Source organism: Streptomyces sp. NPDC057307 (genome assembly GCF_042667665.1).
Classification (GTDB): Bacteria; Actinomycetota; Actinomycetes; order Streptomycetales; family Streptomycetaceae; genus Streptomyces.
In genome coordinates this window covers 1-23171 of sequence record NZ_JBHUZM010000099.1, presented here as the reverse complement: position 1 = coordinate 23171, position 23171 = coordinate 1, and the positions used below count along the sequence as shown (strand labels likewise).

Genomic DNA, 23171 nt, shown 5'->3' with positions numbered 1-23171 from the left:
CACCCTGCCTTTCCGCCGCCCACGTCGCTCGCAGGGCTCGATTGTCCCCGCGTGCCTCGTGCATGCATACGGATGGGACCGACAATGCGCTCAGCGGTCGCCGGCCCGCGCCGGTCCACGACGTCTCAGTCCACGACGTCGATCGGCACCCTGTTGGTCTCGACACCGGCCGCCGTCACCACCTGCACATCGAGGCGCCCCGGCTCCACGTCGACCGGCACGGGCACGGTGAGCACCGTGTCCGACGGGTTCTGGAAGCCGCCGGGGACCGGGACCAGCGGTACATGGATATGGACGGGCCCGATCCGTACGACCATCCTGGCCAGCCGGTCCGGTGTGCCCGCGCCCGGCGGCACGAAGCCCGTCCCCCGGATCTCGATGTCGTCACCGGTGCGGATCGGCGCGTCCAGATCCCCGGCCTCCCGGGCCCGGACGACGGACAGCACCACCGGACGGCCGCCCTCCGCCCATTTTCCGGCGAAGTACGTCGCGGCCGAGACGGTCACCAGCAGGGCGAGCGCCCACGGCAGGTCGGGCAGCTGCTCGGGGCGGCGGGCGAGGCGTACGCCGGAGAAGAGTACGGCGACGGCCGTCACCAGCGTGTACTGGACGTCGGCGAAGCTGCCGCGCCCGGCGTCGTCGCAGAGCAGATCGGCAAGGCGCGGACGCTCGGCCCGTACCTTCTGCAGCCGCCGGTCCGCGACGCGCACGCCCACCACCCGGCGTACGACGACGGCTATCGCGCACACCACGGCCAGCACGGTCAACATGCCCGCGCCCCGGGCGAGTTCGAGCCCCGCGATCAGCTCGTCGCGCGCGTCGTTGTCGGACGCCCCGGCGAGCTGCAGCGCGAGCACCAGCACGGCGAAGACGAGGAGCAGCACCCACGCGGAGGCGACGGTGCGGGAGGTGGACAGCCGGTTGTCCTCGCCGATGAGCGGGGCGAGGAGGCCGCCGCGGGTACGGTGCAGCCTGGCCGCGCCGGTGAGCAGCCCGGCCACGGCGAGGGCGGCGACGAGGCCCGCCGTACGGGCGACGCTCCAGCCCGCGCCGATCGCGGTCCCGGCCAGCGCGAGTGCGAACACCGCGACGGTCCCCCACACGACGAGCAGTGTGTGCCGCCAGACGGCCAGCAGCCAGGCGTCGCCGGCCTCGCGGCTGCGGTCGGCGACGGCGCGCGCGGACTGGGTGAGTTCGTCGGACACCCACTGCCTGGAGGCGCCGGGCGAGTGCGCGAGCGCGGCGGGCAGACCCTGACCGGCCGCGAACTCCTCCCGTTTGGCGAGGAACGCCGCGACAGCCCGCCGGTGTCCCTCGTGCGCCCCGTGCGGACAGTTCCCGCAGGTACAGCCCCCGCCGTGCGTGCCTTGTCCCGCCACTTGCACCGCCACGCCGAATGCCGCCTTCCCCGCCCCTGAACTACCGTTCCGTGACTGGGAATTGTGCCGTATCCGAAGGGTCTCAGACGCCGAGGACGAGATACGCGAAGCCGAAGTACCCCCGGTAGCCGCCGAGATAGCCGGCGCGGTGTCTGGCGGCGGTGGCGCGGGCCGCCCCGTGCAGGGGGTGGTCGGGGTGGTCGAGCGCCCAGCGCTCGCCCCAGCCCGCCCGGCTGTTGGACTCGAAGAGGTCCCATTCGCGCTGGTCGGCGACGGTCGTACGGAGCGGGGCGAAGCCGGCGTCGGCGGCGGCCCGGACCAGGTCGTCGAGCGAGCCGACGAATTCCTCCTCGACGGCGCCAAGTCCCTTCAGGGCGGCGGGAGTCGGCTTCTCGATCCAGTAGGCGTCCCCGAAAAGCACCCGCCCGCCGGGCTTCACGGTCGCCCGCAGGGCGCGCAGCGCCTCACGGGTCGTACCGGGCCAGGCGTGCACGGCCCCGATGGAGACGGCGAGGTCGTAGCCGGTCCGGGTCCACGCGTCGGCGGACTTCTCGTGGAAGGTGACCCTGCTGTCCAGCCCACGCTCGCGGGCGAGCCGCTGTCCCCGGGCCAGGGCGACGGGGTCGCTGTCCACGCCGTCACCGGTGCTGCCGGGGGCGCCGTCGACCAGCCGCAGCAGCAACTCGCCCCAGCCACAGCCGAGATCGACCACCTGCCCGCCGTCGGGCAGGGCGCAGGCGTCGATCAGCGAGCGGGCGTGGTCTTCGGAGAGGGGGGCGTTCCAGGTCAGGAGGGGGTTGTTGGGGGCGGCGAGGATGGCGTGGAGTTCGTCGTGTTCGGACATGGTCGCAAACGCTCGCACAGGGGGTCGGCACGGTGCGAGCGAATTGCGGAGGGCCTACAGGTTGTCGACGTCGGCGAGGTCGATGTCGATGTCGAACGGAACGGAGAGCTTCAGCCGCTCGTGGAAGATACCGACCAGGGCGTACGACTGCGTGTCCTCGGACAGGTCGTAGACCCGAACGACCGGATGCTTGTCGGTCCCCGCCCTCTCCACCAGCCAGAAGTGCTGGATGCCCGCCCGCGCGTATTTGTGGGGCTTGGTGTCGCGATCGCGGGACTCGGAGTCCGGCGAGACCACCTCGACGGCGAGGCAGACATCCGCCACGTCGAAGTAGGTCTGGTCGGGGTCGATCTCCGAAGTCCGGACGACGCAGATGTCCGGCTCGGGGGCGTTGCGCTCATCGAGCTTGACGGTCATCTCGCGCCGGACACGCACTTCTGGTGGAGCCGTGCGACGTAGTCCGGCCACCAGCATGTCAATCACGATGCTGTGGAAATCTCGCTGCGGACTCACAAAAACCAGGCTCCCGTCGATCAGCTCTGTGTGCGGCGGGAGACCGGGCAGTGTCAGTAGGTCGTCCACGGTGTAACCGTCCTTCGGCGGCACCGGCCACGAAGTGGTGGTGTGCAGCGGCTCAGCGGTCATGGTTCCTCCCATGGACGGAATTCTGGTCCGTACGGCAAGCCTACCCAGGGCATATGCCAATGCCGCCACCCAAACGAATGAGCGACGGCACCGGCATTGACCTGGGAGAAACGGTCACTCCCACTCGATCGTGCCCGGCGGCTTGCTCGTCACGTCCAGGACCACGCGGTTCACGTCCGCCACCTCGTTGGTGATGCGGGTGGAGATCTTCGCCAGTACGTCGTACGGCATCCGGGTCCAGTCCGCCGTCATCGCGTCCTCCGACGAGACCGGGCGCAGCACGATCGGGTGGCCGTACGTGCGGCCGTCGCCCTGGACGCCCACGGACCGTACGTCCGCGAGCAGGACCACCGGGCACTGCCAGATGTCACGGTCGAGCCCGGCCGCCGTCAGCTCCTCGCGGGCGATGGCGTCCGCCTCGCGCAGCAGGTCCAGGCGCTCACGCGTGATGTCGCCGACGATACGGATGCCGAGACCCGGCCCCGGGAAGGGCTGGCGCTGGACGATCTCGTCCGGGAGGCCCAGCTCCTGGCCGACCATCCGGACCTCGTCCTTGAACAACTGGCGCAGCGGCTCGATGAGGGAGAACTCCAGGTCCTCGGGGAGTCCGCCCACGTTGTGGTGCGACTTGATGTTGGCGGTGCCGCTGCCGCCGCCGGACTCGACCACGTCCGGGTAGAGCGTGCCCTGGACGAGGAATTCGACCGGCTCGCCGGGCTCGGCCTCGGCGATGATCTCCGCCTGGGCCTGCTCGAAGACCCGGATGAACTCCCGGCCGATGATCTTCCGCTTCTGCTCGGGGTCGGACACCCCGGCCAGCGCGGCCAGGAAGCGCTCCGCCGCGTCGACGACCTTCAGCTGCACGCCGGTCGCGGCGACGAAGTCCTTCTCGACCTGCTCGGTCTCGCCCTTGCGCATCAGACCGTGGTCGACGTACACGCAGGTCAGCTGGGAACCGATCGCCTTCTGTACGAGGGCGGCGGCGACGGCCGAGTCCACACCGCCGGAGAGCCCGCAGATCGCGCGGCTGGAGCCGACCTGTTCGCGGATCGCGGCGACCTGCTCCTCGATGACGTTGCCGGTGGTCCAGGTCGGCTCGATGCCGGCGCCTCGGTAGAGGAAGTGTTCGAGGACCTGCTGGCCGTGCGTGGAGTGCATGACCTCGGGGTGGTGCTGGACGCCGTACAGCTTCTTCTCGTCGTTCTCGAAGGCGGCGACCGGCACGACATCCGTGGAGGCGGTGACGGTGAAGCCCTCGGGGGCGGCGGAGCAGGCGTCGCCGTGGGACATCCAGACCTGCTGCTCGGCCGGGGTGCCCTCGAAGAGGGTGGAGCCGGGCTTGGAGACGTGCAGTTCGGTACGGCCGTACTCGCGCGAGCCCGTGTTGTCGACCGTCCCGCCGAGCGCCGTCGCCATCAGCTGGAAGCCGTAGCACATGCCGAAGACCGGGACCCCGGCCTCGAAGAGCGCGCGGTCGACGGTCGGGGCGCCCTCCGCGTACACGGAGGACGGGCCGCCGGAGAGGATGATCGCCTTGGGGTTCTTGGCCAGCATCTCGGCCACCGGCATCGTCGAGGGGACGATCTCGCTGTAGACCCGGGCCTCCCGGACGCGGCGGGCGATGAGCTGGGCGTACTGCGCGCCGAAGTCGACGACGAGTACGGCGTCGGGGGCGGCGGGGGGTACTGCTGGCACGGGCGCGGCCTTCCGGCGGTGAAGGGGTTCGGTACGCCGATTCTAACGGGGGGCGAAGACAGCTTTTCGTCTCAGCATCCGAACCCCCGCACAGGGCCCCCGGACCCCTCCGGCATACTGGCCGCCATGCGCGAGCACTCGACCTTCGTCTTTACCTATGGCACCGGCCCGTCCGGCTGCCATGGTCGTGCCGCTTGAGCTGACAAGCGACTTCCCAGGCGCCCCGGGCCGACAAGGCCCGGGGCGTTCTGCGTTGTCCGGGCCGGATGTTCGCCGCTCGGGGTCTCCCCCTTCGTAAAGAGGAGCCCTTCATGACCGTCACCGACCGCACCGGCGCCCGTACCGACGAGGCCGCCGCGGTGATCGACGGCGCGCGTGAGCGCATCGACGCGCTGGACGACCGGATCATCGGCCTCGTACAGGAACGGATGGCCGTCTCGGCCGTCATCCAGGACGCCCGTATCGCCTCCGGCGGACGCCGGGTCAACCTCGCCCGTGAGAACGAGATCCTGGGCCGCTTCAGGGACGCGCTCGGCACGCCGGGCACCCCGCTCGCGATGACGCTGCTGGAGCTGTCGCGGGGCCGGATCTGAGCGGGGGCGACTCGGTGCGGACATGGGTTCGGGCGCATCCTCACCCGTACGGCGCGTGACCGGAGCCGCCGGGGCTTCGTTGGTCCCGATGTCCGTGCCAGCCAGGGGCGGGCCCGAACAAACCACGCGTGGCTTCGCTGGGGCGTGTGACGTACCGCTGGTACGTCGTGGGACCTCGTCTCAGCGCGAGTGACCGGTCGGCAGGGGACAGCATGCCCGGTCACCCAAAGAGCGGTCGGCACCGGGGACGCCCGGCGCCGACCGCATACGGACACGGATCCCCCCGTGTCCAACCGTCCGTCCGAACAGCCGGCTCCTCCCGCCCACCCGTCCACCGTCCCGAACTCGCGGCGCTCACCCCCCCAGCGCCGCGATCCGGCACCGGCGCGCCGCCCTGACGCCATGGTGCCGACGACAAGGGCCCCGCAGGCGCCCGTCCGATTCGCTTCGGACCGGGCCCGCGGGGCCCTTGTCGCGTGCGCCCGGCCATGACCATGGCGACGAGATGTGACGCGCACCACATAAAGATTCCGTGAGGAAAAGGGCAACCATCTGCTCAGGTCACAGGTCCACCATGCGACACAACGGTCACTCCTGTGACCGGAGGCGCTGCACTCGGAGGGGGGTGCAGCGCCTCATCGCTGTTCTCCATGGCTTACGGCGTACGGCTTGCGGCTTACGGCTTCTTCTTCGGCGGCACCGTCGGCATCCCGAGGAACGGCAGTTTCAGTGCCCCGAAGGCCGACGCCGGGACCGCCGGTGACTTCGGCGCGACCGCCTCCCGCCGTACGTACGCCGTGCCCGCCGACTGCTCCGGACGCGGATCCCGCTCCCCCTTGTTGGGCCAGAAGGACATCGCGCGCTCGGCCTGCGCGGTGATGGTGAGCGACGGATTGACCCCGAGGTTCGCCGAGACCGCCGAACCGTCGACCACCGAGATGCCCGGGTGGCCGTACAGCCGGTGGTACGGATCGATGACGCCGTGCTCCGCGTCGGCGCCGATCGGACAGCCGCCGAGGAAGTGCGCGGTGAGCGGAGTGCCCATCAACTCACCGACGTTCGAGCCGGGAAAGCCGTTGATCTCGTCGGCGAGCAGGCTCGCCGTCCGCGTACCTTCCGCTATCTGCTTGGGGTTGGGCGCGCCATGACCCTGACGTGCCGTCAGGAGCCCCTTTCCGACGCCGCCCCGCTTGCGGTAGGTGGTCAGCGAGTTGTCGACGGACTGCATGACCAGACCGATGATGGTCCGCTCCGACCAGTGCCGGTTGGAGAGTGAACGGGCCGCCTGGACAGGGTGCTTGGCCATGCTGCCGAGCCAGCCCGCGATCCGCCGGCCGTTCTCGCTGTAGGGCACCTGGAGGATCGAGAGCGAGCCCATCGCGTTGGAGCCCTTGCCGTATCGGACCGGCTCCACATGGGTGTGGGCGTCGGGGTGGAAGGACGAGGTGATCGCGACACCCCGCGTGAAGTCCGCCCCGGACCGCCCATGGCCCGCCGTGCCCGCGCCGTGCTTCTTCCGGTAGCGCCGGTCGGTGGTCTGGGCGCCCACCAGGGCCTCGGAGTTGGTACGGGTCAGCTCACCGAGCCGGTCGGACAGCCGGGGCAGCCGGCCCCGGTCCTTCATCGTGTGCAGCAGGGTCTGCGTCCCGTACGTCCCCGCCGCCACGACGATCTGACGGGCCCGCAGCACCCGTGGGGCCGACTTGCGCCGGTGGGTGGGAACGGTCGCGACGCGATGGCCGCCGGCCGGGTCCTCGGTGATGTCGACGACGGTCGTCATGGGGCGGATGACCGCCCCGGCCTGTTCGGCGAGGTAGAGGTAGTTCTCGTTGAGCGTGTTCTTGGCGCCGTGGCGGCAGCCGGTCATGCACTCGCCGCACTGGGCGCAGGCTTTGCGGGAAGGCCCGGCGCCGCCGAAGTACGGGTCGCCGACCGACGCGCCCGGCTCGGCCCGCGCCGTACCGTCCGCGTCCTCGCCGTCGCCGAAGAAGACCCCGACCGGCGCCAGATGGAAGGTGTCGCCCACGCCCATCGCCTGCGCGGTCGCCTTGAGATGGACGTCCGACGGGGTCATGGTCGGGTTGAGCCGGACGCCGAGCATGCGCCGCGCCTGGTCGTAGTACGGGGCGAGTTCGGCCTGCCAGTCGGTGATGCCGGCCCACTGCCTGTCCTCGAAGAACGCCTTCGGCGGCACGTACAGCGTGTTGGCGTAGTTGAGCGAGCCGCCGCCGACACCGGCGCCCGCGAGGACCATCACATTGCCGAGCAGATGGACCCGCTGGATGCCGAAGAGGCCGAGGGCCGGGGCCCAGAGATAGTTCTTGATGTCCCACGAGTTCTTCGGGAGCGTGCCCGGCGTGAAGCGGCGGCCGGCTTCGAGGACACCGACGCGGTAGCCCTTCTCGGTCAGCCGCAGCGCGGAGACCGCACCACCGAAGCCGGACCCGACGACGATGACGTCGTAGTCGTAGCCGTCGTGCTGTTCCTGGTCGTCGTCCCGGTCGGGGGCATGGGTGTGCCGTGACATCGACTCTCCTTCATCGAATCGGCTTCGGACCGGCCTACGGACCGGCTTACGGACCGGCTTACGGATCAGCGCAGCCGGAGGGCCTTGAGCGCGCGCAGGCTCCGGGTCATGAACGCCGCGTACTTCTCGTCGTCCATGCCCATCGACGGAGCCATCGGCAGCACGCGCTGCTGCGCGACGGTCTGTACCTCGGTGTATTTGAGAATGCCCTCGGAGCCGTGTCTGCGGCCGAGGCCGGACTCCTTCATGCCGCCCATGGGCGCCTGGACGCTGCCGTACGCCGGGGCGTAACCCTCGTTGATGTTGACGGTGCCGGTACGCAGCCGGGCGGCGATCGCGTGCCCGCGCCTGCCGTCGCGCGTCCACACGCTCGAATTGAGGCCGTACGGCGTGGAGTTGGCCAGCTCGACGGCCTCGTCCTCGTCGCCGAACCGGTAGACGGAGACGAGCGGCCCGAAGGTCTCCTCGGTGCAGACCGACATCGGCGCCTCGACGCCCTCCAGGATGGTGGGCTCGTAGAAGTACGGCCCGATGTCGGGCCGCGCCACCCCGCCCGCGAGGACCGTCGCGCCCTTGGCGACGGCCTCCTCCACATGGCTGGTCACGGTCTTGAGCTGGCGTTCGCTGATGAGCGAGCCCATGTCCGCGCCGTACGCGAGCGCGCTGCCCAGCCGCATCGCCTTCGTACGGGTGACGAATCGCTCGACGAACGCGTCGGCGACCGACTCGTGGACGTACAACCGCTCGATGGAGATGCAGAGTTGGCCGGCGGTGGAGAAGCAGGCGCGCACCGCACCCGCCGCGGCCTTCTCGATGTCGGCGTCGTGCAGGACCAACATGGCGTTCTTGCCGCCGAGTTCGAGGGAGGCGCCGACCAGCCGGCTCGCCGCGCGCTGCGCGACCTCGCGGCCGGTGCGCGTGGAGCCGGTGAAGGAGATGTAGTCGCCGCGCTCGACGACCTCCGGCCCGATGACGGGTCCCTCGCCGAGCACCACCTGGAACACCCCGGCCGGCAGCCCGGCCTCGACCAGCAGGTCACGCGCCCAGAGCGCGGTGAGCGCGGTCTCGGTGTCGGGCTTCATGACGACGGCGTTGCCCGCGACGAAGGCGGGCAGGGCGTCGCCGACGGACAGCTCCAGCGGGTAGTTCCAGGGCGCGATCTGCCCCACGACACCGCGCGGCTGGCGCTGCTCGGTGACCTTCGTCAGCACAGGCACGGCGCCGGTGTGGCGGCGCGGCCGGAGATACGAGGGAGCCTTGCGCCCGTAGTGGCGGGCGGCGACCGCCACGGCCTGGACCTCTTCGTGCGCGTGCAGCCTCGCCTTGCCCGTCTCCAACTGGATGAGGTCGAGCACCTCGGCCTGGCGCTCCAGCAGGAGGTCGTGGAAGCGGAGCAGGACGGCGGCCCGCTTCCGTACGGAGGTCGCCGCCCAGACGGGCTGCGCGGCGCGGGCGCGCGAGAATGCCTCGGCGACGTCCTGGGGGGTGGACTCGGGCAGGTCGGCGAGCTTCTCGCCCGTGGACGGGGTGTGGTTCGAGGTGAGCCCGGAGCCCACGACGCCCCTGATGAGCTGGGCGAGCACTTCGGGAGTGACCACGTCGGCGGCGGTGCGGACACCGGCGGGCACCGGAGCCACGGGGTTGGTCGTGGGGGCCTGTGAGTCCGTCATGAGGGCGAGAGTATGCCGCATCCGGAACTTTGGGTACCCGCCGGTAACACCTTTTCGCCGGTCCGGCGCCGGTCCGCCGCCTTGCGCCCACCGGCCCCTCGGACGACCGGCCGTGAACGCGCCAGTGATTGCTGGCAGATAAGCCCTGATCAGGCGCTCAGGGCAGGTAGCTGCTCTCGATCACGAGGTGCTTGACGACGTTCGAGAAGAGTTCCTCGCCGTCCTTGACGGCCGCTCCCTCCGCGGGCATCGACACCCGGAGCCGCCAGTGCACATTGTCCTTACCCGGGACGATCAGCTCGTGGTAGCGGTAGTGGAGCGGGTCGTCGGACGAGTCGCTGTACGGCGTGAAGTCGACGATGTTCTCGAAAGCCTTGCCGGAGCCCGCGAACGACGAATCGCGTGTCTTGTACTTCGCGTCCTTGATCTCCGTGCCGTTCTCGCCGCCGTCGACGTAGTACGTCTCCCAGACGTCCGGCTTGGGATCCAGGACCTCTTCGAAGTCCGGCGACTTCTGGACCTGTTCCATGGAGATGCCGAAGACTCCGCTCGGATCCCGGAAGCTGACGCGCGTCTCCTCGGTCGAGCTGTCCTGGAAGCGCCGGTAGTCCTTCGGCAGGGAGATCTCGGCGTCCAGGATCTCCGCCTCCGGGCGGACGCCCCAGCCCTCCGGCAGTTCGTCGCCCCCGAACGGGTCGAGGAGGATCAGCACCAGCGCGACGACCACCGCGAGCACGCCGCCGGCGAGGCCGAACTGCGCCGGGCGGTTGCGGTGCAGGACCGGCGGGACCCACTTGCTGCCGCCGCCCGCGCCGCTCCCCGTGTCACCGCCGGTGCCCGCGCTCCGGTAGAGCCTCGTCGCCTCCGCCGAGAGCTGCGGCGGACGCGCCACCGACTCCAGCACCGCGCGGACCTCGGCCGCGGTGGGACGCGCCGCCGGATCCTTCCGCAGGAGCTGCATCACGACCGTACCGAAGGCGCCCGACCCGCGGGCCGGCATCTGCGGCTCGGCGGAGAGCACCGCCTGGAGCGTCGCGGGGATGTTCGAGCGGCGGTACGGGGACATGCCCTCGACCGCCGCGTACAGCACGACGCCCAGCGACCACAGGTCCGACTCGGGGCCGGGGCGCTGCCCGAGCACCCGCTCCGGCGAGATGAACTCCGGGGAGCCGACGAAGGCCCCGGTCTCGGTGAGCCCCTGCTGGCCCTCGACCTGGGCGATGCCGAAGTCGCTCAGCACGACACGGTCGCCACGCCCGAGCAGGACGTTGTCCGGCTTCACGTCACGGTGCAGCACACCGGCCTCGTGGGCGGCGTTGAGCGCGTTCAGTACGTCGAGCCCGATCCGGGCGGCCTCGCGGGGGTCGAGCGTGCCCTCCTGAAGCCGGTCGGCGAGCGACTGGCCGCGCACCAGCTCCATGACGATCCACGGTTTGGAGTCCTCGACGACCACGTCGTGCATCGTGACGACCGCGGGGTGGTCGATCCTCGCCGCCGAGCTGGCCTCGCGCCGCATCCGCCGGTGGACGGTGTCGCGTTCGTGCTCGCTCAGATGCTCGGGAACGCGGGGCTCCTTGACCGCGACGTCGCGGTCCACGACCTCGTCGTGCGCCAGCCAGACCGTTCCCATGCCGCCGTGCCCGAGCCGAGAGACGAGGCGGTAGCGGCCGCCCAGGAGGCGTCCCACCGACGGGTCGGGCTCCATGGGGGTGTGCTGTGCGGCCGGGGTGTGCGCGCCGGCCTGCGTCGGCTGGTAACCGGAACCCTGCTGCGGGCCGCCGTGGGGAGCCTGGGGCGGCACGTGCGGCGGCTGCCCCTGCTGCGGGTGGCCCTGCGGCGGCTGCCCCTGGTGCGGCTGGCCCTGCGGCGGGTACGACTGCTGCGGCTGCTGTTGCGGCGGTCGGAGTCCGTAGCTGGTGGGCTCGTTCGTACGTCCCCCGTCGTTCGTCATGACCACATCTTTACGGAAAGCGCGCCGCGATATCCACCGGGGGGCGGGAGCGGGTGCAGAGCCGTGACATCGGCTCCCCTCAGCCGCCCGTGCCCGGCGCCTGCCAGCCCTCCAGCATGACCTCGAACTGCTGCCGGGTGGTGGACCAGTCCCCGGCGGGACCCGACATGTAGAGCGCGTACTCGGTCGCGCCGTCCGCCGTGAAGAACATCTGGTCGATCGCGCGGCGCGGGCCGGCGTTGGTCTGCGATCTCTCCTCGGTGTAGCTGAACTCCCAGAGCGCGGACTTGGTCTGGCCGCGGAAGGTGTTGGGGCCCAGCTGGATCCGCTGGTAGTCGGGCAGGCCGTCGACGCCCTTCTCCATGTCGAGCATGTGGTTGTACGGATCCTTGAAGTCCGGTGCGGTGTCCACGGCGATACGGATGAAGTGGCGGCCGTCGTCGGGGGTGTAGTCGATCTGGTCGCCGTTCATCCGTCGCTCCCAGCCGTCGGGAACGAGGAGGCTGAAGCCCGCCGGATCGTCCACCCGCTTCCAGCCGTCCGGGACGGAATCGGAGGGCTTCGGCGGCTCGGTGTCGTCCTCGCCACCGTTCCCGGTGTTCCCGTTCTCGCTCTCGTTCCCGTTTCCGGGCTTGCCGTCGTCCGTGGATGTGGCGTCCGGGTCCGGCTTCGGATTCGCGCCCGCGCTCGTGCCGGGATCGTCGTTGTCGTTCTCCTGCTGGAGCGCGAAGTAGCCCACGCCGCCGCCGATCAGCGCGGCGACGACGGCCGCGACGAGCACCGCGCGCCAACGGCCGTTCCTGGCGGGCGGCGTGACGGGCCCGGTCACCTGCGGCGGGTACGCCTGAGGGGGCGTGTGCCCGTGCGGCGCGGGATACGGTCCCTGCGCGTACGGCTGGGGCTGGTGGTGTTGCTGCGGAGGCGGCGTGTGGGACGGGGGTGACGCCGGGCCGGCGGCCCGTCTCCGCTCCTCGTCCGTCACCAGGGATGTCGGCGCCTCGGGCGCGCGCCCGTCGAGCACCTCCCGCAGCATCCGCTCGGTCTCGGCGGAATCCGGCCGGGTCTCGGGGTCCTTGTGGAGCAGCGCGGCGATCACCGGGGTGAGTGGCCCGGCACGTACGGGAGCCGGCGGGTCGTCGGTGACCACGGCCTGCATGGTGGCCACCGCGGACGTACGGCGGAACGGCGACGTGCCCTCCACCGCCGTGTGCAGCGTCGCGCCCAGCGACCACAGGTCGGAGGCCGGTCCGGGGTCGTTGCCACGCACCCGCTCGGGCGCCAGGTAGTCGATGGAGCCGACGATCTCACCGGTCCGGGTGATGGCCGAGTCGCCCTCGATGGCGGCGATCCCGAAGTCCGTGAGCAGCACCTGGCCGTCCCGGGCGAGCAGGACGTTGCCGGGCTTCACGTCGCGGTGCAGCACCCCGGCCGCGTGCGCGGCGCGCAGCGCGCCGAGGACCTGGAGGCCGATCCGGGCCGCTTCCCGCGGCGTGATGGGGTCGGGGGTGAGCGCGTCCGCGAGCGACGGGCCGTCCACGTACTGCATGACGATCCACGGCCGGCCGCCGTGGTCGAGCACGTCATGGACCGTCACCACGGCGGGGTGGCTGATCCGGGCCGCGGCTCTGGCCTCTTTCTGGGTACGGGCGTGCAGCACGGCGCGGTCGGCGGAGGTGACGTACAGCGCCGCCGTCAACTCCTTCACCGCGACGGTCCTGTTGAGCAGTTCGTCGTGGGCCCGCCACACCTGGCCCATGCCGCCGCTGCCGATTACCTCGCCGAGCGTGTAACGCCCGGCGAGGACCAGCCCCTCGCGCGCTTTCGCTGAATCGTCCACGTGCCCCTGCCTGTTCCTCGGGAGGCCAGATTACGGAGGGGAGGTACGGACACGGAACCTGGGCCCGCGCCTGAAACCGCACCGTGACACACACGGCGCGGCCGGACGGCCCCTCAGGAGGCGGGCGGTCAGCGGGTTATCCGGTAGGAACCGCTGGCCTGTTGGTAGATCTCGGAGACCTTGTCCTTCTCGTCCACCGGGCCGATGACCTGCACGATGTGATAGCTGCCCTTGACGATCATGGCGAGATTCCGGACGTAGACCTCCTGACCGCTGCTGTTCTGCCAGGTGTACTGGCCCTCGGCCATGCGCTGTTGGCCGACGTCGATCCGGCGCAGACCCGAGGCGGTGGCCCAGGAGGAGTCCCGGAAGGGCTGCAACTCCCGCTGCTTCTCCCGCTGGTAGACCAGCGGGTCGTCGCCGTTGTCGGCCACCGTGTCCCGGCCCGGCACCACGATGAGCGTGAAGTCGCCGCGCCCGTAACGGACTTGGCCGCTGTCGTTGATCGGCCTGCGCTCCCAGCTCTTGTCCACGCCGATCTCGAATCCCTCGGCGTCCTTGCGCAGCACATACCCGGCCGCGAGGTCGGCCGGCGGCCCGGAGGTCTGCGGCGTGGAGGAGTTGCCGTCTTCCGGCTGGTCGGCGCCGTTGTCCGGGGTCGTGTCGGGGTTCTGCGGCTGGGGCGAGGCCGGCGCGCTCGGGTTCGTCCCCGCGCCGTTCTGCGACTGCTGCTTCTCGTCGGCCTTCGGCAGGAACATCACGGCGAAGGCGATGGCCGCGACCATCAGTACGAGGATGACGACGAGCAGGATGCGCCCGAGTGAGCGCGGCGCGCGTGAACCGCCACCGCCCGACCTCGCGCGCGGCTCCCGGTACTCCCTCTCTCCGAAGTCGTCCTCGCGGTGGTCCCGTTCGCGCTGGTCGCGTTCGCGGTAGGCGCGCTCGGGCTGCTCGTGGCGCGGCTCGACATACGCCTCGCCGTGCGACGCGCGTGCGACCCCGCGCTGTTCGGACGACCTGCCGCCACCCTTCTCCCTGCGCTCCTTGCCCTTCTTGTGGCGGTGCCGGCCGGCGTCGCCGCCACGGCCGCGGCCCCGGCGCTTGCGGACCAGCTCGCCCCTGCGACGGACGATGGGCAGCCGCTCGTCGACGGAGGGCACGGCGACGACGTCGAGACCGGCGTCGGGCTCGGGCGCGGAGCGCACCAGCGAACGCAGCCAGCCGCGCAGCTCCTCGAAGTCGGGTCGCTCCGTGGGGTCCTGACGGAGCAGCGACTCGACGACGGGGCGCAGCGGGCCGCACTCCTCGGCGAAGGCGGGCGGTTCGGCGCAGACGAGCTGGACCAGTTCGGCCGCGCTCTCCTCGGGATACGGGGCGTGGCCCTGGACGGCGCGGTAGAGCAGCGCGCCGAGGGCCCACAGGTCGGTGGACGGGCCGATGGGCGGGGCGAGTTGCCAGTTCTCGTGGACCGGTCCCGCCTGCTCGGGCGCCCAGCGCTCGGTGACGGCACCGACGACGGCTATCCGGGCCTGGCGGGCGCGTTCGGCGGCGAGCGGGGTGGCCGGGCCCCGGTACGCGGGGGTGGTGTTGCCCGCGACGACCTCGTCCCAGCGGCCGGCGGGTGCGCTGGGGCCGGGGACGGCGGGCAGGTTCGCGGAGTGCCGCTGGGCGTCCGCGCGCATGGCGTCGCTGGTGCCCGACGAGGCGCGCCAACCGCCGCCGCCCGAGCCGCCCGAGCCGCCGGTGCCTGCGCCGCCCGAGCCCGCGCCACCGCTCGCGTTCTCCTGGCGGAGGTACGGGGAGGTGCCGCCGGCCGGGGGCAGTGCCGGTACGCCCCGGCTGCCCGGCGCCTGGTGGTACGGGTCGCCGCCACCGCCCGCGGACAGCGGGCGGGAGCTGTCACCGGCGCCCGAGGGGCCGTCGTGCCAGGTGCCCGCCAGTTGGACGCGGCGGGGCGGGGGCGGGTCGTCGTCGTCCGTGTCGAAGTCGTCGTCGGAGTCGGGGTCGTCGTACGTCGCGCGTCCCGGCGGGTCGATCTCGCGGGGCGGCATCGCCCACCAGTCGGGGTCGCGGTTCTCGCTCTGCGAGGGCCCGGCCGCCCCGGCCCCGCCCGAGGCGCCGTCCGGCGGACCGCTCCGGCCGGCGGGGGCCGAGGGGTCCGACAGATGCACGGGCCGCTGGGCGGGCAGGGTGCCGCTGTCGCGCTGCTGGTCCTCGGTGACCCGGGCGGCGGCGCGCGCTCCGGCGCGGTAGGCGGCGATGGCTCCGGCGCGCGCGGCACGGGTGTCCGCCGGGCCGCCGCGGGAGGGGTTGGCCGGCAGGGCGGGCGGGCCGGTGTACGGGACGACGGGGGCCGGTGCCGTGCCGCCGGACGTGTCCGGGTCGTCCTGTCCACCGTCGGCACCGGTCCCGGTGCCGCCCATGGGTCGGCCGAACGCGTCCGTCCCGTAAGGGACTTCGCCGTACGACCGGTCGCCGTAGCTGCCCTCGCCGTACGTGTCCCCGTACGTGCCGTCCCCGTACGTGCTGTCGCCGTACGGACCGTCGGCCGAGCGGGCCGTCTCCAGCGCCGCGCGCCCCGGCGACGCCGGTCCGACCGGCACACCGAGCGCGCCGGTGCCCGGGGGCAGCGCCTCCGAGGCGCCTGTCCGGCCGCCGGGGATGCCCGTGGCACCCGGGCCGCCGATCGGCACGCCCGAGGTCTCCACCCCGCCGCCGATGCCGGGGCCCGGCTCGGGACCGGGCTCCTGTCCGACGCCCGGAACGGGTCCCGGGATCTCTCCGGCGGGCCGGTAACCGGCTTCGAATCCGCCTTCCTCAGGCGTCGCGGGCACCGGCATGTAGCCGCAGAGCGCCTCCTCGGCCGCGCCGGCCGCGAGGCCGGTGAGCACCACGCGTCCGTCGTCGCAGACGAGCACCGTGCGGATGGTGATGTTGCGGTGGGTCCAGCCGTGGGCGTGCAGCACCCGTACGGCGGTGAGTACGTCCGAGGCGATCTCGGCAGCGCGGTAGGGGTTGAGCGGCTTCTCCGCGAGGAGGGCGGCCAGCGGCCTGGCCGCGACCAGTTCACTCACTATCCACAACGACCCGCCCTCGGCGAAGACGTCGAAGACCTGGTCGAGCCGTGGGTGGTCGGGGATCTGGGCGGCGCTCTGCGCGGCCTCGATGGCGCGCCGCACCGCCGGGTCCGTGGGCCTGCGTGTCGTACGGCCGGAGACCCGCCGCGTGGTCGCGGCACCGTCCGGATCGACCATCTCGGCGTCCACGACCTCGGGCAACGGCACCTGCCTGACGAGGACTTCCTGCCCGCTGTACGTGTCGAACGCACGCGTCTCGACGAGGTCGAACTCGTCGGACGGAGGCAGGGGCAGGCGGTAGCGGTCGGCAAGTACCCGTCCCGCGTAGTCGTCCACGACGCCTCCCACACGCGCGCTGTCCCTGGGTCTCCGGATCCTCGGAGACCTCGCGAAACCGCCAATTCCGGTCGTTTACCGGCCCATTGTGACTGCGTACGGTCCGCGACTTCTCACGATACGTGGCCGCACACAAATATGCCGCCGGTCACCGCAACACAGGTCTTAACCTTCCCGGCAACCCGGGCCCGTACGCCCCGGCACACCGTGCGTCTACCGGCGGCCGCCCGTTCCGGTCCTGATGCGGGCCGCTGCGGAGACAGTCGCATCAATCACCGGAACGGGTCGTACCGCCCGCGAGTTCACGCCATCGAGACGCGTTCGCGCCTGGGTCCTGCCGTCAGTCCGTCGGCTTGAAAGTGCTGTACGCCGTCTCACGGAGTGTCCGGCACTCGTCGTCGTCCCACTCGTCGGCCTTGCAGGTGATCATGATCGCGTAGCCATGGGTGGCATCGACCTTGAAGCCGCGGTTCAGCACCCGTACCCGCTCGCCGCCCTGGTCGCGTTCGAATGCCCAGTCGGCGACGGTCGGATAACCGTTGAACTCCACCGACTTGATACCGAGACCCTTGTAGTTGCCCATGCTGCCCCTTATCTGGGCTTCGAGCTGCTCCCAGGCGCGCTTCGCGTCGTCGGTCGGCTTGGCGTTGAAGTCGACCTGGATACGGGGGAATCCACCGTCCTCGTTGTAGATGCCGCCCGAACTCTGGCCCGCTATGTCGGTGCGCTTGAAGTCCTCGGGCATCGCCATGGAGAAGTGGAACTGCTTGTCGGTGACCGTCTTGAAGTCCTCGGGCACGCCCTTGCCGCCCGAACCGGAGCCGGAGCCGGAGTCCGAGTCGCCGGAGCCCGGTCCCGAGTTGTCCGTGCCGGAGTCGCCGTCGGACGACGAGCCGTCCGACGTGTTGGCGTCACCGCTGTCCTTGGCCGAATCCTGCTGCTTGTCCTGGCCCGCCGTGCCGGCACTGTCCTTGGCGTCGCCGCCCGCCGTGGCCCCGGCCGACGCGGCGGTGTCGTCCTTGCCCGCGTCGCCCTTGGCCGCGCCGTCCGAGTCGCCGTTGAGCGCGACCACCAGGACGACGGCGAGAATCGCCAGCACGACGACCCCCGCGATGATCATCAACGTACGGCGCGGGACGACATCGGTGAGCGACGCCCGCGTGGCCGTGGTCCGCGCGGTGCCCCCGCCCGGTGTGGCCGCGGGCGCGGACGGTGACGTGGTCGCGGCGGCCGTGCCCGCGGCTCCCGCACCGCCGGCGCCCACCGCCTTGCCCGGCTTCTGCCTGCCACCGGAGACGCTTCCGCTCGCGGCGGCTTCCTTGGTCCGGCCCTTGCTCCGGGGCGCGGGCTCCGGGGGGACCGGCGGCAGCGCCACGACGCGGGTCGCGTCGGCCGCCGGTTCGGGCAGCTCCGAGGGGTCGGGGGTGTCGATGACGTCCTGAAGCAGCGCCCGCGCGCCCGCGTCGTCGAGCCGCAGCGCCGGGTCCTTGGCCAGCAGGCCGTAGATGACCTCTTCCAGCGCGCCCGCGTTCTTCGGCGGGTCGAGCGGTTCGGTCATGACGGCGGTGAGGGTCGCGATGGCCGAGCCCTTGTCGTACGGGGGGCAGCCCTCCACCGACGCGTAGATCAGTCCGCCCAGCGACCAGAGGTCGGCGGCGGGGCCGGGCTTCTTGCCCCGCGCGCGCTCCGGCGAGATGTACGAGGGGGCGCCGACGAGCATGCCGGTCGAGGTGACCGACGGGTCGCCCTCCACCTGTGCGATGCCGAAGTCGGTGAGGACGACGCGGCCGTCCTCGGAGATGAGCACGTTGGACGGCTTCACGTCGCGGTGCAGGATGCCCTCGCGGTGCGCCGAGCGCAGCACGTCGAGGACCGCGAGCCCGACCTCGGCGGCGCGCCTCGGGGTGAGGATCCCGTCCTCGCGCACGACCTCGGCGAGGGACTTGCCCTCGATGAGTTCCATGACGATCCACGGCCGGTCGTCCTCGTCGACGACGTCGTAGACCGTGACCGCTCCGTTGTTACGGATACGGGCGATCGCCTTGGCCTCGCGCAGCGTGCGCGTGATCAGGCGCCGCTTCTCGTCCTCGTCGATGCTGGTGGGGAAGCGCAGCTCCTTGACGGCGACCGTACGGCCCAGCGTCTCGTCGACGGCCCGCCAGACCGTGCCCATTCCGCCGCGGCCGAGCACCTCGCCGAGCCGGTACCGTCCGGCGAGAAGACGCCCCTCAGGGCTCGCTTCGGCCCCGCGCTCGGTGTCGTCCGTGTCGTTCTCGGGGTCCCGCGCCGTGTCCCGCGACTGCTCCGCCTCCGCCATGCGTCCCCTCTGCGATCCCTCATGTCCCACGCTTGGCGCCTGCCCGCGCGCGGCGCAGTAACGCGCCCTGACAGAGGCTCCATTGTCCCTCACTCCGGGGCATGCGATGCTCCCGGGTCCGCCATCCGCCGGTACGAAGGCCCAAGCGGGCTCCGGTGCGGGGCCGTTGGGCGGGGTGCGGCGGACAGCGCCGCTGGTCATGCCCCTGTTCGGGGCTCGAACAGGCTCGCCCGGAACAATCCCGTAAAGGATCGCACCGGGCGCCCCACCTGCCTCAACTCACCTCAGAAACCCCCGTAAGACGGTCCCGCACCTCGGCGGACCTCCCCGCGCCGCAGCGGCGCGACGCCCGGCTACAGCGGCACGATGTCCGGCGCCCCGAGCCTCGCCGCGTCGGCCGTCAGGTCGTCCGGCTGGCGCTGCGACTCGCGCTCCGCCTCCACCCGCTTGCGGTAGTGCTCGACCTCCTTCTCGATCTGGTCCTTGTCCCAGCCGAGCACCGGCGCCATCAGCTCGGCGCACTCGCGCGCGCTGCGCGTGCCCCGGTCGAACGTCTCGATCGAGATCCGTGTGCGCCTCGTCAGGACGTCGTCGAGATGGCGTGCCCCCTCGTGCGACGCCGCGTACACGACCTCGGCGCGCAGATAGTCCTCGGCGGCGCCCAGCGGCTCGCCGAGTCCGGGGTCGGCCGCGATCAGCTCCAGCAGCTCCTCGACCATCGCCCCGTAGCGGTTGAGCAGATGCTCCACCCGGACCACATGGAGTCCGGTCCGCGCGGCGATCCCCGCCCGCGCGTTCCACAGGGCGCGGTAGCCCTCGGCGCCGAGCAGCGGGGTGTCCTCCGTCACGCAGGCCGCGACCCGCTGGTCGAGGCCGTGCACCGCCTCGTCCACCGCGTCCTTGGCCATGACCCGGTACGTCGTGTACTTGCCGCCGGCCACGACGACCATGCCCGGCACCGGGTGCGCGACCGTGTGCTCGCGCGACAGCTTGCTCGTCGCGTCGGACTCGCCGGCCAGCAGCGGGCGCAGTCCCGCGTACACCCCCTCCACGTCGTCACGCGTCAGCGGTACGGCGAGGACCGAGTTGACGTGTTCGAGGAGATAGTCGATGTCCGCGCTGGAGGCCGCCGGGTGCGCCTTGTCGAGGTCCCAGTCGGTGTCGGTGGTGCCCACGATCCAGTGCCTGCCCCACGGGATGACGAAGAGGACCGACTTCTCGGTCCGCAGGATCAGTCCGGTCGAGGAGTGGATGCGGTCCTTGGGGACGACCAGGTGGATGCCCTTGGAGGCCCGGACGTGGAACTGTCCGCGCTCGCCGATCAGCGCCTGGGTGTCGTCCGTCCACACCCCTGTCGCGTTGACGATCTGCTTCGCCCGGATCTCGTACTCACCGGCGCCGTCCTCGTCCCGCACGCGGGCGCCGACGACGCGCTCGCCCTCCCGCAGGAAGCCGACCACGCGGGCCCGGCTGGCTACCTGCGCGCCGTAGCTCGCGGCCGTACGCACCAGGGTGGCCACGTAGCGCGCGTCGTCCATCTGCGCGTCGTAGTACTGCAGGGCGCCGACCAGCGCGTCCTTCTTGAGCGCGGGGGCCACGCGCAGCGCGTGGCGGCGGGAGAGATGCCGGTGCGTCGGCAGGCCCCTGCCGTGGCCGGAGGAGAACGACATCGCGTCGTACAGCGCGACGCCCGATCCGGCGTAGAGCCGCTCCCAGCCCTTGTGCTGCAACGGGTAGAGGAACGGCACCGGCTTCACCAGATGCGGGGCGAGCCGCTCCAGCAGCAGTCCGCGCTCCTTGAGCGCCTCCCTGACGAGCCCGAAGTCGAGCATCTCCAGATAGCGCAGCCCGCCGTGGATCAGCTTGCTCGACCGGCTCGATGTGCCGGAGGCCCAGTCGCGGGCCTCCACGAGCCCCGTCGAGAGTCCGCGTGTCACCGCGTCGAGCGCGGTCCCGGCGCCGACCACGCCCGCGCCCACGACCAACACGTCCAGTTCACGCTCGGCCATCTCCGCAAGAGCCGTGGCGCGCTCCTCCGGTCCCAGTGTCGCTGTCCTCACCGCTGCCTCCCGTCGCCCCCCGTGTTGTTCGGGCACTTCGATTCTGTCCGGACTCACCGACTTCAGCCACCGGCTGTGGACAACACCGGCTGAAGATCGGATCGGACCGATGAAATCCACAGACATGTCCCGCCATGTCCGGCCATGTAATGACGCATATCGGTCATATTTACGCCTAGTCTGACATTGCGCTCGCTCGTTCTGTCCACACGGGTTGCGCCCTCTGTCCCCTCCGGTTATGGGAAAGGACGGCCCACATGCCCGCAGACCTCGCCGTCATCGGACTCGGCCATCTCGGCCTGCCCCTCGCCCAGGCCGCCGTGGCCGCCGGCATCGAGACCATCGGCTACGACACCGATCCACGGCCCGTGGCCGAACTGGCCGCGGGCCGCACCCCCGTCGACGGCTCACTCACCGCCTCCGACGTCCGGCGCATGCTCTCCGGCGGCTTCCGGCCCACCACCAACCCGACCGAGCTGGGCCGGGTCCGTACCGCCGTCATCTGCGCGCCCACCCCGCTGGGCCCCGACCGCACCCTCGACCTCACCGCCGTCGGCGAGGCCGCCCGCGCCCTGGCCGCCCGGCTGCGCCCGCACACCACCGTGCTGCTCGAATCCCCGGCGGGCCCCGGCACCACGGAGGGGTTCCTGCGCACCATCCTGGAGGAGGGCTCGGGCCTGCGCGCCGGGCGCGACTTCCACCTCGCGTACTCCCCCAGCCGCCTCGACCCCGGCCGCCGCACCCACGGCCACACCAACACCCCCAAGGTGATCGGCGGACTCACCCCGGCCTGCACCGAATCGGCGGCCGCCTTCTACGGACGCCTCACCGACAAGGTGGTCCGCGCGCGCGGGCCGCGCGAGGCGGAGACCGTCAAGCTCCTCGAAACCAACTTCCGGCACGTCAACATCGCCCTGGTCAACGAGATGGCCGTGCTCTGCCACGACCTCGGCGTCGACCTCTGGGACGTCATCCGGTGCGCCGAGACGAAGCCGTTCGGCTTCCAGGCTTTCCGGCCCGGCCCCGGCGTGGGCGGCCACGGCGTCCCCATGGACCCCAGCTATCTCCCGCACGCGGGCCGTACCCCCGGCCACCCGCTGCGGATGGTCGGCCTCGCCCAGGAGATCAACACACGTATGCCGCAGTACGTGATCCAGCGCTGCGCCACGCTCCTCAACGAGCACGGCAAGTCCGCGCGCGGCGCCCGCGTCCTGCTGCTCGGCGTCACCTACAAGCCGGACCACGCCGACCAGGAGAGTTCACCGGCGACCGAGATCGCCTGCCGACTGATGGACCTGGGCGCGACCGTCAGCTATCACGATCCGTACGTCCCCGACTGGCGGGTACGCGATCTGCCGGTGCCCCGCGCCGACTCTCTTTACGAGGCCGCGGCGCACGCGGATGTGACGGTGCTGCTCCAGCACCACCGTACGTACGATCTCCAAGGTCTCGCCGTGAAGGCCCAGTTGCTGCTCGACACCCGGGGAGCGAGCCCGGCGGGCGCGGCGCACCGGCTCTGACGACGGCGGCCCACCGGCCCCCCGTCGTCCGGCAATTGCCTTCGGCGGTGTCGTGGCCGACTGCTATGGTCCAGGGCGCTCGCACAACGGTGCGGGCATTCCTTGGGGGATTCTTCACATGAGCCAGTCTGTTCCGCCGCCCGGAAACCCGTACGCCAACAACCCCGGCGGTCCCGTCCCGCCCGGTTCGGGCAACCCCTTCGCCAACAACCCCGGTGGCCCCGTCCCGCCCGGTTCCGGCAACCCGTTCGCGGGCGGCTCCGGCGCCCCCTTCGCGCCGGCCCCGCCGGTCCGCGACGCCGTGGGCCTCGGCCTGGCGGCCGCCGCCGGCACCGCGATCGCCGCCGCCGCGATCTACGGCGGCATCGCCGGTGCCATCGAGAGCGAGATCAGCTTCGCCGCCATCGGCGTCGGCTTCGTCATCGGCTGGGTCGCGGGCAAGGTCGGCGGCCGCAACCCGATCCTCGGCGTGGTCAGCGTCGTACTCGCGCTGGCCGCCGTCTACCTCGGGCAGATCTTCGGCATCGCGATCATCGGGGCCGAGGAGTTCGGTGTGTCGACGACGGACATGCTGTTCGACAACTTCAGCCTGGTGTCCGACGCGTGGAACGCGAGCAAGGACGTCATGACGTTCCTCTTCCTCGCCCTCGCCGGTTTCGCGGCGTTCTCGGGCGCCAAGAAAGCCTGACGCCCGGCAGCCGGTCGCGCGCGGTCCGCGCG

Annotated in this window: 14 protein-coding genes; 3 read left to right on the top strand and 11 right to left on the bottom strand. The window is 71.6% G+C overall.

All coding sequences use genetic code 11. The features are described 5' to 3' along the window. Nucleotides 1-125: 125 nt before the first annotated feature. The 4 genes from ACFUN8_RS27050 to guaA all read right to left on the bottom strand — a co-directional run bounded on the left by ACFUN8_RS27050 (nt 126) and on the right by guaA (nt 4563). Nucleotides 126-1391 carry a hypothetical protein gene (locus tag ACFUN8_RS27050; RefSeq protein ID WP_383642722.1) on the bottom strand — a complete coding sequence of 422 codons (1266 nt, stop codon included), beginning with the start codon at nt 1389-1391 and terminating at the stop codon, nt 126-128. 70 nt (nt 1392-1461) lie between these two features. After that, entirely contained in the window at nt 1462-2223 is a 762-nt protein-coding gene (locus ACFUN8_RS27045) for an SAM-dependent methyltransferase (protein WP_383642719.1), read from the bottom strand. A 54-nt stretch (nt 2224-2277) separates the two neighbouring features. Next, nucleotides 2278-2868, bottom strand: a complete 591-nt coding sequence (locus ACFUN8_RS27040; RefSeq protein WP_383642716.1) for a Uma2 family endonuclease — start codon at nt 2866-2868, stop codon at nt 2278-2280. A gap of 114 nt (nt 2869-2982) precedes the next feature. Further along, entirely contained in the window at nt 2983-4563 is a 1581-nt protein-coding gene (gene guaA, locus ACFUN8_RS27035) for a glutamine-hydrolyzing GMP synthase (protein ID WP_383642713.1), read from the bottom strand. Between the two features lie 311 nt (nt 4564-4874). Here guaA and ACFUN8_RS27030 point away from each other — a divergent pair, with 311 nt between their 5' ends. Next, a complete protein-coding gene (locus ACFUN8_RS27030; RefSeq protein ID WP_383642710.1) occupies nt 4875-5156 on the top strand; it encodes a chorismate mutase in 282 nt (93 codons plus the stop codon). Nucleotides 5157-5832: 676 nt separating this feature from the next. Here ACFUN8_RS27030 and ACFUN8_RS27025 read toward each other — a convergent pair. The 7 genes from ACFUN8_RS27025 to ACFUN8_RS26995 form a co-directional block, all read right to left on the bottom strand. Then, entirely contained in the window at nt 5833-7683 is a 1851-nt protein-coding gene (locus tag ACFUN8_RS27025; RefSeq protein WP_383642707.1) for a GMC oxidoreductase, read from the bottom strand. Nucleotides 7684-7748: 65 nt separating this feature from the next. Continuing rightward, nucleotides 7749-9353 (bottom strand): succinic semialdehyde dehydrogenase, encoded by a 1605-nt coding sequence (locus tag ACFUN8_RS27020; RefSeq protein WP_383642704.1) that lies wholly within the window; start codon nt 9351-9353, stop codon nt 7749-7751. Nucleotides 9354-9510: 157 nt separating this feature from the next. Next, nucleotides 9511-11304: a serine/threonine-protein kinase gene (locus ACFUN8_RS27015; protein WP_383642701.1), complete on the bottom strand. Its 1794-nt coding sequence runs from the start codon at nt 11302-11304 to the stop codon at nt 9511-9513. Nucleotides 11305-11383: 79 nt separating this feature from the next. After that, complete coding sequence (locus ACFUN8_RS27010) at nt 11384-13141, bottom strand: serine/threonine-protein kinase (protein ID WP_383642698.1); 1758 nt, start codon at nt 13139-13141, stop codon at nt 11384-11386. Nucleotides 13142-13269: 128 nt separating this feature from the next. Further along, nucleotides 13270-16554 (bottom strand): protein kinase, encoded by a 3285-nt coding sequence (locus tag ACFUN8_RS27005; protein ID WP_383642695.1) that lies wholly within the window; start codon nt 16552-16554, stop codon nt 13270-13272. A gap of 340 nt (nt 16555-16894) precedes the next feature. Next, the gene (locus tag ACFUN8_RS27000; RefSeq protein WP_383642692.1) at nt 16895-18871 is read right to left on the bottom strand and encodes a serine/threonine-protein kinase; all 1977 of its coding nucleotides are present in this window, start codon (nt 18869-18871) and stop codon (nt 16895-16897) included. A gap of 353 nt (nt 18872-19224) precedes the next feature. Further along, nucleotides 19225-20931: a glycerol-3-phosphate dehydrogenase/oxidase gene (locus tag ACFUN8_RS26995; RefSeq protein ID WP_383642689.1), complete on the bottom strand. Its 1707-nt coding sequence runs from the start codon at nt 20929-20931 to the stop codon at nt 19225-19227. Between the two features lie 257 nt (nt 20932-21188). Here ACFUN8_RS26995 and ACFUN8_RS26990 point away from each other — a divergent pair, with 257 nt between their 5' ends. Next, nucleotides 21189-22451: a nucleotide sugar dehydrogenase gene (locus ACFUN8_RS26990; RefSeq protein ID WP_383642686.1), complete on the top strand. Its 1263-nt coding sequence runs from the start codon at nt 21189-21191 to the stop codon at nt 22449-22451. A gap of 118 nt (nt 22452-22569) precedes the next feature. Continuing rightward, on the top strand, nt 22570-23139 hold the full coding sequence (locus ACFUN8_RS26985) for a hypothetical protein (protein WP_383642683.1): 570 nt from the start codon (nt 22570-22572) through the stop codon (nt 23137-23139). The last annotated feature ends 32 nt before the right edge of the window (nt 23140-23171 follow it).